The 15,516-nt window shown below is 65.7% G+C and carries 16 protein-coding genes; 9 read left to right on the forward strand and 7 right to left on the reverse strand.

The window, feature by feature from the left end:
* Positions 1-163 precede the first annotated feature (163 nt).
* Positions 164-1,198 (reverse strand): hypothetical protein, encoded by a 1,035-nt coding sequence (locus tag B7Z66_05010; GenBank protein OYV77208.1) that lies wholly within the window; start codon positions 1,196-1,198, stop codon positions 164-166.
* Positions 1,199-1,500: 302 nt separating this feature from the next.
* Here B7Z66_05010 and B7Z66_05015 point away from each other — a divergent pair, with 302 nt between their 5' ends.
* Together B7Z66_05015 and B7Z66_05020 are read left to right on the forward strand one after the other, a co-directional pair.
* Positions 1,501-1,707: a hypothetical protein gene (locus B7Z66_05015; GenBank protein OYV77209.1), complete on the forward strand. Its 207-nt coding sequence runs from the start codon at positions 1,501-1,503 to the stop codon at positions 1,705-1,707.
* A 471-nt stretch (positions 1,708-2,178) separates the two neighbouring features.
* On the forward strand, positions 2,179-3,585 hold the full coding sequence (locus B7Z66_05020) for a peptidase M20 (GenBank protein OYV77321.1): 1,407 nt from the start codon (positions 2,179-2,181) through the stop codon (positions 3,583-3,585).
* A 370-nt stretch (positions 3,586-3,955) separates the two neighbouring features.
* Here the strand turns inward: B7Z66_05020 and B7Z66_05025 are convergent, their stop codons facing one another.
* On the reverse strand, positions 3,956-4,261 hold the full coding sequence (locus tag B7Z66_05025; protein ID OYV77210.1) for a hypothetical protein: 306 nt from the start codon (positions 4,259-4,261) through the stop codon (positions 3,956-3,958).
* Between the two features lie 273 nt (positions 4,262-4,534).
* On the opposite strand from B7Z66_05025, the gene B7Z66_05030 reads away from it, so the two are divergent.
* From B7Z66_05030 to B7Z66_05040, 3 genes are all read left to right on the forward strand, one after another.
* Positions 4,535-4,888, forward strand: a complete 354-nt coding sequence (locus tag B7Z66_05030) for a nucleotide pyrophosphohydrolase (GenBank protein ID OYV77211.1) — start codon at positions 4,535-4,537, stop codon at positions 4,886-4,888.
* 219 nt (positions 4,889-5,107) lie between these two features.
* On the forward strand, positions 5,108-5,482 hold the full coding sequence (locus B7Z66_05035) for a hypothetical protein (GenBank protein OYV77212.1): 375 nt from the start codon (positions 5,108-5,110) through the stop codon (positions 5,480-5,482).
* 153 nt (positions 5,483-5,635) lie between these two features.
* Positions 5,636-5,821 carry a hypothetical protein gene (locus tag B7Z66_05040; GenBank protein ID OYV77213.1) on the forward strand — a complete coding sequence of 62 codons (186 nt, stop codon included), beginning with the start codon at positions 5,636-5,638 and terminating at the stop codon, positions 5,819-5,821.
* A gap of 369 nt (positions 5,822-6,190) precedes the next feature.
* Here the strand turns inward: B7Z66_05040 and B7Z66_05045 are convergent, their stop codons facing one another.
* Both B7Z66_05045 and B7Z66_05050 read right to left on the reverse strand, forming a co-directional pair.
* Entirely contained in the window at positions 6,191-6,625 is a 435-nt protein-coding gene (locus B7Z66_05045; GenBank protein OYV77214.1) for a hypothetical protein, read from the reverse strand.
* Positions 6,626-6,713: 88 nt separating this feature from the next.
* Entirely contained in the window at positions 6,714-7,283 is a 570-nt protein-coding gene (locus B7Z66_05050; protein ID OYV77215.1) for a hypothetical protein, read from the reverse strand.
* Positions 7,284-7,541: 258 nt separating this feature from the next.
* Here B7Z66_05050 and B7Z66_05055 point away from each other — a divergent pair, with 258 nt between their 5' ends.
* Entirely contained in the window at positions 7,542-8,114 is a 573-nt protein-coding gene (locus B7Z66_05055) for a hypothetical protein (GenBank protein ID OYV77322.1), read from the forward strand.
* Between the two features lie 210 nt (positions 8,115-8,324).
* A complete protein-coding gene (locus B7Z66_05060; GenBank protein OYV77216.1) occupies positions 8,325-9,902 on the forward strand; it encodes a glutamate--cysteine ligase in 1,578 nt (525 codons plus the stop codon).
* A 19-nt stretch (positions 9,903-9,921) separates the two neighbouring features.
* Here B7Z66_05060 and B7Z66_05065 read toward each other — a convergent pair whose 3' ends face one another.
* Positions 9,922-10,440, reverse strand: coding sequence for a disulfide bond formation protein B (locus B7Z66_05065; protein ID OYV77217.1), 519 nt, complete (start codon positions 10,438-10,440; stop codon positions 9,922-9,924).
* Between the two features lie 184 nt (positions 10,441-10,624).
* Here B7Z66_05065 and B7Z66_05070 point away from each other — a divergent pair, with 184 nt between their 5' ends.
* Positions 10,625-11,455 (forward strand): NYN domain-containing protein, encoded by an 831-nt coding sequence (locus B7Z66_05070; GenBank protein ID OYV77323.1) that lies wholly within the window; start codon positions 10,625-10,627, stop codon positions 11,453-11,455.
* Positions 11,456-11,500: 45 nt separating this feature from the next.
* Here the strand turns inward: B7Z66_05070 and B7Z66_05075 are convergent, their stop codons facing one another.
* On the reverse strand, positions 11,501-11,785 hold the full coding sequence (locus B7Z66_05075) for a hypothetical protein (GenBank protein OYV77218.1): 285 nt from the start codon (positions 11,783-11,785) through the stop codon (positions 11,501-11,503).
* A 191-nt stretch (positions 11,786-11,976) separates the two neighbouring features.
* Here B7Z66_05075 and B7Z66_05080 point away from each other — a divergent pair, with 191 nt between their 5' ends.
* Entirely contained in the window at positions 11,977-13,947 is a 1,971-nt protein-coding gene (locus B7Z66_05080; protein ID OYV77219.1) for a short-chain dehydrogenase, read from the forward strand.
* 55 nt (positions 13,948-14,002) lie between these two features.
* Here the strand turns inward: B7Z66_05080 and B7Z66_05085 are convergent, their stop codons facing one another.
* Positions 14,003-15,208: a conjugal transfer protein TraB gene (locus B7Z66_05085; protein OYV77220.1), complete on the reverse strand. Its 1,206-nt coding sequence runs from the start codon at positions 15,206-15,208 to the stop codon at positions 14,003-14,005.
* Positions 15,209-15,516: the final 308 nt, after the last annotated feature.

Consider the following 15,516-nt stretch of genomic DNA (forward strand, 5'->3'; position numbering starts at 1 on the left):
CCGCCTCCGGGTGATGGTGGTGCGCCCGCGCCTCGATTTCCGCGACCCGGCGCAACGGTACGTCTACCAGCAGCAGGATTGCGCCGTGGGGAATTCCTCACGGATGGGGTCGGCGCGCGCCCGGTTCAAGCCCGCCGCGGGTGAGGGAATCCCGCGCCGTCGCTCACGGGCGTGCGAGCCCGGCACGGGGAGTCGGGGGCTGGCGCAATTGGCGGATCAGTCGCCCCAGGACCTTGCGTTGAGCATCCAACAGTGTGTCGGCCGTGGCCTCGAGCCGGGCTACGTTCTCCGGGCTGGCGTCGTCCAGATCGTCATTGGCACCTTCCGGGTGGTGGGGCTCGGCGCCCAGATCCACCTGGAATCGGAAATAGCTCTTGGGGTATTGCTGCATCAACTGATAGTCCACCGTATCGCTCACGCCGTCGAAGATCACGCTGAGGATCGGCCGCGCCCAGCCGAGCAGGCCCCAGTCCTTGGCCGCTTCGTAGGGGATCGGACGTTCCGCGGTTCCGGTGCCCAGGGAGACGATCAGATAGCGCCGCGCCCTCGGGTAGAGGACGCGGGCGGAGGCGACGGCGCACATCGCCGGATTGTTGGCGTAGACTCCGCCGTCCACCAGCGCGTAGGTCTCCCCGGTGGCATCGCGGATGCGGGCCGGCTCGAAATAGGTAGGCGCCGCCGAGGTAGCGCGGGCCAGGTCCTTCATGCGGAACTCCCGTTGCGCGGCCGATTCCTCCGCGCGCAGTTCTTCGCCCCGGGCCTTCCAGCTCTTGAAGAAATGCGGGTTGCGCCGCTCCAGGTCGTAGCTGGTCACCAACAGGTCCACCAGGGCCTGGGACAGATCCACGTCGCCGAAGCGCTGGGCCAGGATCTGTTCAAGGGCGTCGGCGGAATATTTTTCATCCACTGTGCCCCCCAGGGAGGCGACACCGTGCCACAGGCTGCGGTGGAAGATCGCGCGGCCCTGGCGGCGGTAGAGGTCGACCAGTTGCGCCGCCGAGTAGCGCGGGTGGCCGTCGGCGCCCGGGGTGGATAGCGCGGCGCCCAGGATGCCGCCGGTGGAGGTGCCGGCGATGAGGTGAAACTGTGTGGCGATGGGGGCGCCCACCCGTTCCTCGATATATTGGAGGACGCGGGCGGGAATGATGCCGCGGATGCCGCCGCCATCGATGGACAGGATCCGTACCGTACCGGCCATGGTGCCCTCCCAGTTGGCGCCAACACGGATTTTCCCAATCGGGTTTCGGTGCCAGTGTGCGGCGCTGCTCCGGGGGCGTCAATGACCCTCTTGACGGACCCCGGGCGGTGAGGTTCCAATGCGCTCGCGGCCCCGACGGACCGGCGGGCAAAGGTGGTGCGGTGCAGGGGCCCGCCATGGAGTGGGCTGCCGGCGCTATAAAGATCACGGCAGTTCTGGCCGATATCCCGAACGTATGCAGTCCGCCGCGGAGCCCATCACGGGTATCCGCTTCGTGCCGACCGTCAGAGGAGCGCGAGCGTATGGGCAGACGAACTTACACCGAGTCGTTTCTCGATGATGAGGACGATCTTCCGATCCGTGAACCCCGCCGGTCCCGCCGGTCCCGGGAGAGCGACGAGGAACTGCTGCGCCGGCTAGTGGCGCGGCGCAAGCTGGAAGAGATGTGGGAGGCGAAGCAGCTCATGCGCAACCTGAGCGATGTCTTCGCCGACGACCCGGACGCGTAGGCTCCCGGAGCCTGCCTGGCGGCGCAGGGATGCGCGCATCCGGTTCCGACCCGGCAAGTGTTCGGAACCGCTACACTAGCGCGCGCCGCGGATCTGTACCGCGGCGTAGCGGTTTGCAAAAGATCAACCCGGGTCTTTTGTGATCTTCTGTTGGGCGCGCACTACCGCAGTGGCCGGAGACCCGCGCGCCGCGGGGTAGCAACATCGCCGTTATAGTACGCCTGGCGCGCGGTACGGATTCCACCGCGCGATCCTCAGCCCACCCCCCCATGGCGCGCTACGCCTCACTGGCGCCTGGCCTACAGCGCACCGTGTCCTCCGCCCTACGAGTCGCCATCCCAGCGCGGCCCGGTCCGTGCGGTACCCATGCTGCTGTCCTGGCCCGTCTTGCCCGCGCGGTTCTCTGCAGGTTCCGGGGTTGCCTGGAGCTACCCCTCGCGGGCGCCGCCAAGTGTGGTTACCATGTACGCCATGGATATCGCAGTCGCACGACGCCTGATCGACCGGACTTGGGAGGAGAGCATCGTTCCCAGTCTGGTGGAGTACATCCGCATTCCCAATACCTCGCCCCTGTTCGACGCCGGCTGGCAGGAACACGGCCACATGGATCGCGCCGTGGCCCTGGCTGAGGCTTGGTGCCGGGCGCAGGACGTGCGCGGGATGACCTTGGAGGTAGTGCGTCTGGAAGGCCGCACGCCGTTGCTCTACATCGAGGTCGCGGGTGCGTCGGACCGCACCGTGCTGCTGTATGGGCATCTGGACAAGCAGCCGGAGATGGCGGGCTGGCGGGATGGTTTGGGGCCGTGGACTCCGGTGATCGAGGGCGAGCGGCTCTACGGCCGCGGCGGGGCGGATGACGGTTACGCAGTGTTCGCCTCCCTGACGGCGATCCGCGCGCTCCAAGCGCAGGGCGTGCCCCACGGCCGTTGCGTGATTCTCATCGAGTGCTGCGAGGAGAGCGGCAGTTACGACCTGCCTGCCTATATTGATCGGCTGGTGCCCCGCATCGGGCGCCCGGAGCTGGTGGTGTGTCTTGATTCAGGGTGCGGGAACTACGAGCAGCTCTGGTGCACTACCTCGCTGCGCGGATTGGTGGGCGGCGATCTGCGGGTCGAGGTCCTCACGGAAGGCGTGCATTCGGGGGACGCGGGGGGCGTGGTGCCGTGCAGCTTCCGTATCCTCCGCCAACTCCTGAGCCGGGTGGAGGACGAGGCCAGCGGGTGGGTCGGCCCGGCCGGGTTTCACGTGGAGATTCCCGCCGAGCGTCGCGAACAGGCCGAGTACGCGGCACAGGTACTGGGGGAATCGGTCTATCGGCGCTTCCCGTTTCCAGCCGGGGGCGGTCCGGTGTCTACCGATCCCGCGGAACTGATCCTCAACCGTACCTGGCGTCCGGCACTCTCGGTCACCGGGGCCCAGGGCTTGCCACCGCTCAAGGAGGCGGGCAACGTACTGCGCCCCGGTACGGCCGTGAAGCTCTCCCTGCGATTGCCCCCTACCTGCGATGCCAAGGCCGCCGGCATGGAGCTGAAGCGGCTGCTGGAGGGCGATCCTCCCCATGGAGCCCGGGTGCGGTTCGAGCCCCAATGGGGCGCCAGTGGCTGGAACGCGCCGCCCTTGGAGCCATGGCTGGCCCACTGCGTGGGGCAGGCCTCCCAGGACTGGTTCGGCCATCCCGCCGTTTACATGGGCGAGGGGGGGACCATCCCGTTCATGGGGATGTTGGGGGAGCGCTTTCCCGAAGCCCAGTTCCTGATCACCGGCGTACTTGGCCCTCAGTCCAACGCCCATGGCCCCAACGAATTTCTGGATCTGCCCACGGCGCGCCGGCTCACGGGCTGCGTGGCCCAGGTGATCGCGGAACACCAACGCCGCTGAACCTCCGGTTCTCCCGGATACCCGCCTCCCCGTCCGTCCCCCGGTCGTGCCGGGTTTCAGTAAGTCCCGATGCCTCCGCCCGCTGGGGATCACTCCGGCCTGATCGTCCCGAAATTCCTCCTGAAGCCGGTGGGTGTAAGAAATTTAGTTGGTTTTACGACTAACTCGGCAGCACGGGTATGCTGCGGGCGCCGGCCCCCGGATTTGGGGATCGAAAGGCCCCAAGCAAGACCTAGACTGGATTGGGGTGGAACCAGCCGCACCCATCGGATTACCCCCCCGACCGGGTGCATTCACCCCATTTTTGAAGCCGCCGCCCCCCGGTGGCTTCCTTTTTTTGGTGCCGCTTCACCCGGGATTGGGTACCGACTCATTCCGCGCCGGGATCCTTTTTCCCTCGGGGTACCAGGCCGATGACGTTCACCGGAATCGACTGGGTGGCCTGGGGTTCGTCCACGTACCGGGGCCGGGCGGTGGAGGGCCGCCCCGCCCCTGCGGCGAGTTCGTGCTCCCGGGCGCTGATCAGCGCCAGGCAGTCCCGGATTCCCTGGATGGTGGCGTCCGACAGCGGGTGACGGAAGCCAGGCTTGGTGTAGGTGTCCTTGGCCACGTTGGTCAGGACCCCGCGCATGATCCGGAGGATCTGCTCCTCCTTGGAGACCTCTTGGTCGGCCATTGTGGACCCCCGTTCGAAATGAATCAGCGGTTGTTGCCCAATGATGGGGTCGCCCCGACCGGTGCCGCAACCGGCAACCGGACCTCGCCGCGCCCGCCGGTCTCGCGCTGCGCGCCCCTGGAGGCCCGAGGGTGTCCGGCAGTGCAGAGGCCGAAGGTTTATTTTGACACAGTTTTGGAGGTGGCACCGAATTCCCCGCCACGCAGGCCGGTTGGCCATTGCGTTTCGCGGCCCCGCGTCCAAAATAGGAGGTCCACCCGCCCGGGAGTATCCATGGCCGTTGACGAACTGCACGTCCTTGCCGAGCGCCTGCGCCAATTCGCGGCGGAGCGGGATTGGGAACGGTTCCATTCTCCCAAGAACCTTGCCATGGCCCTCATCGTCGAGGCCGCGGAGCTGGTGGAGCATTTCCAATGGCTCAGTCAGCAGGAGAGCGCCGAACTCCCCGTGCACAAGCGCGAGGAGGTGGAGCTGGAAATGGCCGATATCCTCATCTACTTGGTACGGCTCGCGGATCGCCTCGGGGTGAACCTTCTGGACGCGGCACGGCGCAAGATCGATATCAACGAGTCCCGCTATCCGGCTCAGCAAGTCCGGGGCAGTGCCCGCAAATACACCGAGTACTGAGGCCCCGGGGCCGGTTCGGGCCACCGCCTTGCCGATCCTCATTGCGGATCTGCCGCCGGGTGCCCGTGGACGTCACGGCGGAGAAACATTCCGGGTTTAGGCTTGCGGTCTACGGTCCCGGCCCGGCCAGAGGCGTCGGCTCCCGCCCCCCCGCCTCCCGCCGGTGGGCGCCGGCAAAGGACTACAATACGGGTTAGAGGTATCACGCGTTCGGTCATAATGGAGCGACTTATCATGGAGCAGCGTCTTACTCAGCGTCGTCCCGCGGTGCTTTCCGTCCTGGTGTATCACCGCCAGGTACCGGTGGCGGCCGGGGTGACCCGGAACGTCGGTACCAGCGGCATGTTCATTTCCACCGCCAGTTCTGCCCAGTTGCGCGAGGGCACCTTCGTTGAAGTGGAATTCGACCTCGCGGAGGACGATGCAGTGCGCAAGTGCCGGGTCCCGGGCTGCGTCACCCGGCGGCTCTACGAGGGGATCGGGGTGAGTTTCGCCACCTTGGATTCCACCGGGCGGCGTGATCTTCAGCGGCTGTTGCACGCCGCCCCCGGATGGGGCCTGAGCGCGGGTACTGTGGGCGGAAGCCGGTATTAATCGCGCGCCGCGGTCTCATGGGTGAACCTCGGTCGAGTGCCGTTGGACGGGGGATCGGGTGTACAATTGGGAATCGTAGCGGCGGCGCTCCCGGGGAGTGCGTGGGTATTTTATGGCCGCAGCGTCGTCAGGCATGAGTAAGAGAGCACGCCCATGGGCGAAGTCATTCCGTTTCGCAAGCCCCCCCTCGGCGACAGGAACCGCGGTGTGACCCTGTGCAAGAACGGGTTTCACAAGTGGGAGGTGTGGCAGGAACAGAAATTCGATGTGAAGCGGGGCCGGCTGGTAACGGTCTACCGGTGTATCCGCTGCGGCGCCACCCGCAACGAGGCCCACTGACCCGCGGGCCGTATTCGCCTCGTTAGCGGCGCGTCGCTACCCGGTGGGTGGGGCATGACGGACCGCGGGATCTTTCCCACCGGCCATGGCAACCGTTCCCGCGGCGGGGTGCTGGTGGCGTACATGTCGATCCCGCGCTTGATATCCACGCCCATTCCGCTTCCCGGCCCACACCCCCCGTTCTGTGAACCGTCCCTGAGCGCCGCCTAGCGAGGCGGCCGGTATGGATTATCGTCGGGCGGGACGCCGACTTGCTCGGCGGCGCGATCCCGGCCGCGAACCGCGCAATTCTCACGCACTCTAACGCGGCGTTCACCGGACTCGCTACGTCGGCGCTTCGCGCCTCGTAACTTGCAGCTCGATTTTTCGTCAACGCGCCGCCGCGAGCGGGTCGCCCTGGACGAACCGGCGGATGCCTTGACGGCTGGCGTCGGACGTGTTCAGCAGGCGCGCGTTGATCCGATAGCCCTCGGAGGTAGAGAAGAACAACCCGGCGATCACCTCGCAGAGGCCGGTTACCGCTAGCGGGCCGCCCTGCGAGGGTACGCTGAAGGTCACTTCCAGGAGGGTCCCGGGTGGCAGGGAGTCGCGGCTCAGGAAGGCCAGCCCGCTAACGGATAGATCGACTCCTTGGCCGGAGAGTACCCGGCCGTTGGTCAGGGTGACCTGGACCGGTCCGCGCAAGGAGGCGCGTTTACGGTGGCGTTTGTCCACGGATGGCTCCTGCCGTTTCCCCCGGTGGATGGGGGACTTCCTCGCAGGGCAGGTGGAGGCTGGTGCGTGGTGCCCTGTCGTGCGTAGCATCGGCAGAGCACGGCTCCGGCTTGAGCCGACCGTGGGGAGAGGGAGCAGCCGGTTCCGGCGCACATGCCGGAACCTGACTGTGGGGCCCTTATTGCTGAGTTGGTGGAACGGCGGGGCGCGGAGTTCCGCCACCGGTGGTCGCGCCACCGGCGTCCACTGGCGGCGCGGTCGGGGCGTAATCCAGGGTCGCTTGATCCAGCAGCCGGCCGGCGCCGTTTACCACCTCCACCTTCCAGGTGCCCGCCCACTGGGGCTGCAGCCGCTTGCTGGACCACACCCGCCAGCGCGGTCCCTTGATCTGGAACGGTACGCTGGCGACCACCGCGCCGTTGTGGATCCAACGGTGGATTACCATGCCGCCGGCCATACCCCGTACATCCGTGAAGAAATAGACCCGGCCCGTATCCCTGGTCAGGCGTTTGATGGCATCTACCGGCTCGCGGTCGTGGATGGCGGTGGTAAACTGTGCGCGCTCGACGCGGCCAGTAACCGCCGCTTCCGGCGCCACTGTGGTCCCGGCTGGGGCCGCGGGTACCGGCACTGCGGGTTCCACGGCCGGCGCGGGTTTCGTCACCGGGGCGGCCTCGGTGACCGGACCGGCTGCGTACAAGGGGTTGCATAGCGCCAGCCCGGCGATCAAACCAATGGCGAATCGCATCGTGTCCTCCTCCCTGCAGCGGCGTTGTTATGGTTGGATAGAACAGGTGCGCCGTGTCCGGGCCAGACATACCGACCCGTGCGCCTATCATACCCCTGGGCTCCGATGGTGGGATAGGGGTGCCCGGCCGCCGGTGCATCTCACACCGGGACATGGGAGCATCCCGGTGTCCGCGGTGCCATGGGGGCCGCGCACCCACGGCGCAGCGGCGCCGGTGTCCGCGGCCTGGGCGGGGACTGGACACCGCGGCACGACCCGATGACCAGAGCGATTGACTACCGGGACTGGCACATCCCGTTGCGCCGCGGGCGCATCACGTTGCGCGCGGCCCGCGCCCGACTCGCGTCAGTGGGCGCAGGTCCGCAGGCGATCCCGTTGATGGTGCGGCTGATGGAGAACCCGCGCTACCGCGTGCCTGGGGTCACGGTTTTCCACGGTGCCGTAGACCTGGAGCAGCACGACTGCATCCACTTGGTGTTGGGGCGCGGGCTGTTGCCGAAGGACGAGGCTTTCACCATCGGTTTTACCATGGGCAGCACCCACAAGGTTAGTACCACTGAGGAAGCGCTGTTCGGGTTTGTCTCCCGGTATCTTTATCCGGAGGTCTACCGGTTCGGCGACGAGGAACTGCGGATCTTTCGTGACGCGGTGAAGCTCGGCTGGATCTCCGGGTGCCGGCCGTTGGATCAGGTCGATTTCGCGCCTTACCTGGATTTGCCGCTGGCGCAGGTGCGTACCGAAATCGGACTCGAGCGGGAACTGATCTTGGCCTATTACCGCATCGAGAAGCGCCGCTATCCGAACGCGCCCGAGAGTCAGCGACTGGTATAAATTCAAAGGACGGCGCGTTCCCGGGACGTAGGATTGCGGTGGGGGAGCGCCTGCCGGGCCGTGCTATCATGATGCGCGGGCACCGGTACCCTGGGTCGCCTCGGGCCGCGAGGCACCGGTGCCCCGCATCCTGGCCCGCCGTGATCTCCTCCCGTGACCCGCGCGGTTCGGTGCCCCGTTGGACCGCCCCAGATTAGGAAGACCGGAACCTTGTATCGTGCATCGAAAGATTTCCTGGGCCGCCTGGCCGGTGTTGGCAGCCAGCGGCTGCTGCGGGCGGGAAAGGTCGGGATTGAAAAAGAAACCCTGCGCGTGTCGCCGGATGGGAAGATTACCCAGACGCCCCATCCGCAGGCCCTGGGCGCAGCGTTGACCCACCCGCACATCACCACCGATTACTCGGAGGCGCTGCTGGAGTTCGTGACGCCGGCGTTCACGGATATCTCTGAGGTCCTGGGCTTTCTTCGGGACACACAGCAGTTCGTCTACGCCCAACTGCGCGACGAGATCCTGTGGGCCACCAGCATGCCGTGCGTGGTTGCAGGGGAAACCAGTATTCCCATCGCACGCTACGGAAGTTCCAACGCCGGCACGATGAAGACCGTATACCGGCGCGGACTGGGGCACCGTTACGGCCGCGTTATGCAGGTTATCGCCGGCGTGCACTTCAACTACTCGTTCAATGACGCGCTTTGGCCGGTGCTCCAGGAACTCGAGGGAGATCGGCGCGCGCCGCATGTGTTCAGTTCGGAGCGCTATTTCGGCGTGCTCCGCAACCTGCAGCGACTCGGATGGCTGGTCCCATACCTGTTCGGTGCGTCACCTGCGGTCTGCAAGTCGTTTCTGGGCGGAAAACCCACCACTCTGGCGGAGTTCAATACCACTACCTACTACGAGCCGTTCGGCACTTCCTTACGCATGGGTGACATCGGCTATCAGAATAACAAGGAGACCGAGACCGGCATCAAGGCGAACTATGATGGCCTGGAGGCCTACATCCAGAGTCTCGAACACGCTATATCGACACCTTGGCCCGCGTACGAAAAGATCGGCGTGGTCGTCAACGGCCAGTACGAACAGCTCAACCCGAACCTGCTGCAGATCGAGAACGAATACTACAGCACTGTGCGCCCTAAGCAGTTGCTGAACGGCAACGAAAAGCCGATCCATGCGTTGCGCAGCCGCGGCGTGCGCTACGTGGAGCTGCGGTCGCTGGACGTCAATGCCTTCGATCCGTTGGGAGTCCATGAGGACCAGCTCCGTTTCCTGGAAGCGCTGATGGTGTTTTGCTTGATCCAGGACAGCCCGCGCATCGATGCCCGCGAGCGGCGCGAGATCGATTACAACGAGCTGGCCGCGGCGCACCGCGGGCGCGATCCCGACCTGCAGCTGCAGCGCGGGGGCAGGGAGGTGACACTTCGGGATTGGGCGAGTGAGGTTTGTGAGTCCATGGAGGCGGTGTGCGCGCTGCTGGACGGGGACCGCGATGACCGTCCCTATGCCGCCAGCTTGGAGATCCAGCGCCGGGCGGTTCAGGAGCCCCAGCGCACGCCCGCTGCCCGTATGCTGGCCGAGCTGCGCACGACCGGCGAGGGGTTCTACGACTTCGCGCGGCGCATGTCCCTTGAGCACCAACGCTATTTCAGTTCCCTGCCGGTAGACGAGGACCGCTTCCGGTGGTTCCGCGAGTTGGGCGCACGCTCCCACGCGGAGCAGGCCACCATGGAGGCGGCCGACGAGATCCCATTCGGGGAGTACCTGCGCCGTTACTTTGCCCAGGACGATTGAAGCGCAGGACGGCCGTGTCTTAGTGTTTCCGGTCCCCGGGCGCGGTCCGCCAGTTACCGAGGAATCCGGCCGCGCCCAGACCGGCGAACCAGGACAGGACCCATTCCGGCATGCTCAGTCCAAGAAACGTCCAGGAGATCCGCGCACAGTCCCCGGAGCCGGTGAGTACCATGCGCAGGGTCTTGGTGAGCGGGAAGGTTTCCAGCAGGTAGTTCAGCCCCGGACCGCAGGCCGGCACTTGATCGGCCGGCAGGTGCTGAATCCATACGTGACGGGCCGCCACTGCGGCGCCGGTCAGTGCGACGACGGCGATCGCGACGGCGTAGACCCGGCTGCCCGCGGACCCCGGCCCGTGGATGGCAGCGACCAAAAACGCGACACCCAGCGCCAGCACTCCGAGCCGCTCGAAGATGCACAACGGGCAGGGGTCGAGGTGATCGTGAAACTGTGCATAGTAGGCGTAGCCGAGCAGTGCCGCGCACGCCAGGAATCCGGCGGTATTGAGCCAGCGGTGGGTTGGTGCGTGGGTTGGGTTCACGGGGCAATCTCCAGCGCCATGGTGCGCTGACTTTATCACGCGGGCTTGGGCAGGGTCCACGGCCGCCCGCGGAACGCGCGGGTGGCGGCACGATTTACGCAACCGGGGTAGCGTGTTCTAATGGCGCATCGATAAGATCTTCGGCATGATTCGCCGCGTTTGGAGGGATAAAGTGACCGAACAGCTGCCGGAAAAGGCCCAGAGCATGGCGGTGTTCTGCGATTTCGAGAACATCGCGCTTGGAGTCCGTGACGCGAAGTATGCGCAGTTCGACATCAACAAGGTGCTGGAACGGCTTTTGCTGAAAGGCAATATCGTTGTAAAAAAGGCTTATTGCGATTGGGAGCGATACAAGGATTTCAAGCGCGCCATGCACGAGGCGTCGTTTGAGCTGATCGAGATTCCGCACGTGCGCCAGTCCGGGAAAAATTCGGCCGATATTCGGATGGTGGTGGACGCGTTGGATCTCTGCTATACCAAAGCGCACGTGAGCACCTTCGTGGTGATCAGCGGCGATTCGGATTTTTCTCCGCTGGTGAGTAAGCTGCGCGAGAACGACAAGGTGGTGATCGGGGTGGGGGTCAAGAACGCGACTTCCGATCTGCTGATCGCCAACTGCGATGAATTCATTTTCTACGATGACTTGGTGCGGGAGAAAGAGGGCCGTCGGCGTTCGCGCCGCAAACCCGCCGCCAAGGGTGCAGCGAAATCCGCCGAGGAGACGGAGACGGAGACGGTGCCGAAGTCCGACGGCGAGAAGCAGCAGGACGCCCTGGACATGGTCATCGAAACGGTGGAGGCGCTGTTTACCGAACGCGGCGAGGAGGAAAAGATCTGGGGCTCCATGGTCAAGCAGACCCTGAAGCGGCGCAAACCGGGGTTCTCGGAGTCCTATTACGGGTTCCGCACCTTCAGCAAACTACTGGAGGAGGCGCAGACGCGCAATCTACTGGAACTGGAGCGCGACGAGAAATCCGGCGGCTATATCATCCGCAGCTTCAACCATGAGGAATAACGCCGTTGCCGGCGTTGCGGAGGGGTCCGCAAGCGCGCACGCGGTTCAGTCCCCCATCCACCCGTTGAGGGCGTCGATAATGGCGCGCGCTTGATCCTTGCTCGAAATCGTGAATTTGGACTTCTGCTGATATTCCCCATTGCGCTTCTGGTAACGGCGGATGGAGAACTTGTCCGGACCGTACTCTTCTTTTTTGCGGTCCCATTCCTGGTAGCGGAACAGGATCGTGCTCCAGGCGCCCCGGGATAGGACCACCTTGTCCAGCTGCTTTATGAGCTGGGTGCCGTCTTCCACGTAGTCCACGGACAGTTCGTCGATTTCCGAGGCCATATGGCCCTCACTGGGTTGCGACTGGGCCTGTAAAGGTAGGCAATTCCCGGGCCGCGATCAAGTCGCATCGTGCTGGAGGGCGCTTGCACACCACCCGCAGATCGGCTACGTTGGCGCACGGGCGGGGTGCGCACCCCGTCTTGCGTCCCATCCGTCCCGGCTTCGCGCCCCGGACTAGTCCGGTTTGCACCATGAAAAGCCTCTGGAATGACGACGAGGCGGCACGGTTCCGCGGTGATCTGGAACTGCGTGTCTACTCCTCGCGCCTGTTGGGACGCGAGCCTGCCCTGGTCCTGCACGGCGGCGGCAACACCTCAGTCAAGATCACCGAGCGCAACCTGCTCGGCGCGGAGGAGACCCTGCTCTACGTAAAGGGCAGCGGCTGGGATCTGGAGTCCATCGACGTGGCGGGTTTTGCGCCGGTGCGCCTGGCGCATCTGGTGGCCCTGTCCCGGCTCGCGTCCCTATCCGATACGGAGATGGTCAACGAGCTGAAGACCCACATGACCCGCGCCTCGGCGCCGACCCCGTCGGTGGAGGCAATCCTGCATGCCATCCTGCCGTATCGCTATGTAGACCATACCCACGCCGACGCGGTGGTTACCATCACCAATACGGCCGATGGATTGGAGCGCATCCGGGAGGTGTACGGCGATCGCGTGGTGGTCATTCCGTACGTGATGCCGGGCTTCGATCTGGCGCGTCTGTGCGCTGAGCGGTTCCCCGCCGAGGCGGGCCCCGGGACCGTGGGCATGGTGCTCATGAATCACGGGATCTTCTCATTCGGGGAGAGCGCGCGGGAATCCTACGAGTGCATGATCGATCTGGTCAGCCAGGCCGAGGCATATTTGCAGGGACGCAAGGCGTGGGTGCTGCCGGCGCCAGCGCAGACCGAGGCCGGCCCTGTGCTTGTGGAGACCATCGCGGCCTTGCGCCACGATCTGTCGGCGGCGGCGGGGGCCCCGATGATCCTGTCCACGGTACGGGATCCACGGTCCATGGATTTTGCGCGGCGTGCCGATTTGGAGCGGATATCGCAACAGGGGCCGGCCACCCCCGATCACGTGATCCGCACCAAGCGGTTGCCGATGCTGGGCCGGGACGTGGCCGCCTACGCGCGTGCTTACCGGGCCTACTTCGAAGCCCACGCCCCACGCGGCGGTGCCAAGACCATGCTGGATCCCGCGCCGCGGGTGGTGCTGGACCCGGAGCTTGGTTTGTGCGTGGCGGGCCGTACCGCGAAGGACGCCGCCATCGTGCGCGACCTGTACCGGCACACGATGGAAGTCATCCTGCGCGCCAGCGCGCTGGGGGGTTACCAGGCGTTGCCGGCGGCGGATATTTTCGACGTCGAGTACTGGGATCTGGAACAGGCCAAGCTGCGCAAGGGCGGAACGCCACCCCCGTTTACCGGGGAGGTGGCGCTGGTCACCGGCGGCGCGTCAGGTATCGGAAGCGCGTGCGTGACGGCGCTCCTGGAGCGGGGCGCCGCGGTGATCGCACTGGATCTGGATGCGCGGGTGACGGCCATGGAGGCACGCCCGGGGTTCCGCGGGATCCGCTGTGACGTGACCGACGAGGCCCAGGTGGCGCGGGCATTAGAGGAAGGCGTGCAGGCCTTCGGCGGCTTGGATATGCTGATTCTGAATGCTGGTGTGTTTCCCCAGAGCCGTTCCATTTCGGAGCTGTCGCAGGAGGAATGGCGACGGATCATGGCGGTGAACCTGGACGCGAATCTGAGTGTGATGCGTGCCGCGCATCCGTTGCTGAAACAGGCGCCGGCCCAGGGGCGTGTGGTTGTCATCGGCTCCAAGAACGTGCCGGCGCCGGGTCCCGGGGCCGGGGCCTATTCCGCCTCCAAGGCCGCGTTGAACCAGTTGGCCCGAGTTGCCGCCCTGGAGTGGGGAGCAGACGGGATCCGCGTCAATATCCTGCATCCGAATGCGGTGTTCGACACCGGGATTTGGACCCGGGAGGTGTTGGAGGCGCGTGCCGCGCGCTACGGAGTGAGCGTGGAAGAATATAAGGCGCGCAACGTGCTGCGCACCGAGGTTACCAGCCGCGACGTGGCGGAACTTGCCGCGGCGATGTGCGGCGCGCTGTTTGCCAAGACCACTGGCGCGCAGGTGCCCGTGGATGGTGGCAACGAACGGGTGATCTGAGTTGCAGTGCGAGATCCCGGCTGCCGTGGCGTCGCCGCCCATGGGATCGCGCGGGTTATCCGCCGCCCATCAGGTGCTGGAAGATCCGAAATCCCGCCAGGTAGGTCCCCACCGCGGAACCCAGGGTGCTCAGCAGGAAGACCAAAAGGGTGCGTGCGACCCGGTTGCGCCACCAGCCCTTCCAATGGGCCGTATCGGAACGCAGGCGGCTGAAGTCCCCAACCGTGGGCTTGCGCAACCAAGCCTCCACCGTCGCGGTTACCATGCCGGCGCCGATCATGGGGTTCAGTGAGGTGATGGGCGCCGCCACGAACCCGGTTGCTACGGTGAGCGGGTGGCCACCGGCGATGCCAGCGCCCATCGCCGCGAGGATGCCGTTGATCAGGACCCATTCCGTCACCAGCCGCCAGCCAAGCGCTGGGCTGCGGTAAAACCCCAGGGCAAAGCCCAACACGATCAAACCCACGATCATCCAGGGCAGGAGCTTGGGCCATGGACTCGGCGCCGGCACTTGGTCCAGCGCCGCGATCACTCCCCGGGTGTCAGGATCCGCGTTCAGTAGGTGATGCTCGATGCCCTTCAGGTGTCCGGCGCCTATCACGGCCAGGAGGTGGGCGGGCCGCGCGGTCTTCATTTCATCGCTCAGGCGCGCGGCCATGTAACGGTCGCGTTCCTCGATCAGGGGGACGTAGAGCTCCCGCGCTTGGTCCGCGAACTGCGCGAAGATGGACTCCAGCATGTCGCCTTCCTTGAGCCGTTCGATCTCCGCTTCGGTGACCTTTTCGCGGGTGATCACACTGGCGATCAGGCCGGAGATCAGGTACAGGCGGCGCCACCACGGAACGTTGCGGTAGACCCGCGTCAACGTTGTGCCTATTTCACGGTCGATTAGCAGCACCGGCAGCCCGGCGCCTTGGGCCGTCTCCACTGCGGTGCGCATCTCCTCCCCGGGGCGGATATCGAATTGTTCCGCGAGCCGTTGTTGGTAGGCGCTCAACGCGAGGTTTGCGGTGACCATGGAGGCCTTGCCGTTGCGCAGTGTCTTAATCAGGTCCAGCCCGGCAAAGGTGTCCGGGTTGATCAGCGCCTGGTAGCGGCTTGGGCACAACTCGACGGCCACGGCGTCATAGTCACCGGTAGCGAGCAGCGCCTCGACCTTGGCCGCGCTGGCCCGGGAGACATGGGCGGTTCCCAGCAGGGTGATGCGGCGGCCTCCCAGTTCCATCTGAACCAGGGGTTCGCGGTTTGCGGACGGGGGCATCGGGTAGGGACTCGCGGCGTGCCGAGGTTACCCTGCATTATACCGGTCTGCGTCCGGGAAGGCGCTGTCCAACTAGCGCCGCGTCGCGGTCTTCGCGACAACAAACCGGGCGGTGGTTCTCACCGCCCGCCTGCCGTTGTCGACCGGGCCGGAGGTACGAATTCCGTGTCGTCTTGGACGCGGCGCGGGGGGACGATCGTGTTGCCCTGTGGCGCCCGGGGTTGTGAAGGCGCGTGAGAAATGCGCAGCAGGACCGCACGCCGATCCGTAGGTGATCGATGGAAGCCGGCCGCCCGGAGCGTCCAGGG

This window comes from Chromatiales bacterium 21-64-14, assembly GCA_002255365.1.
Classification (GTDB): domain Bacteria; phylum Pseudomonadota; class Gammaproteobacteria; order 21-64-14; family 21-64-14; genus 21-64-14.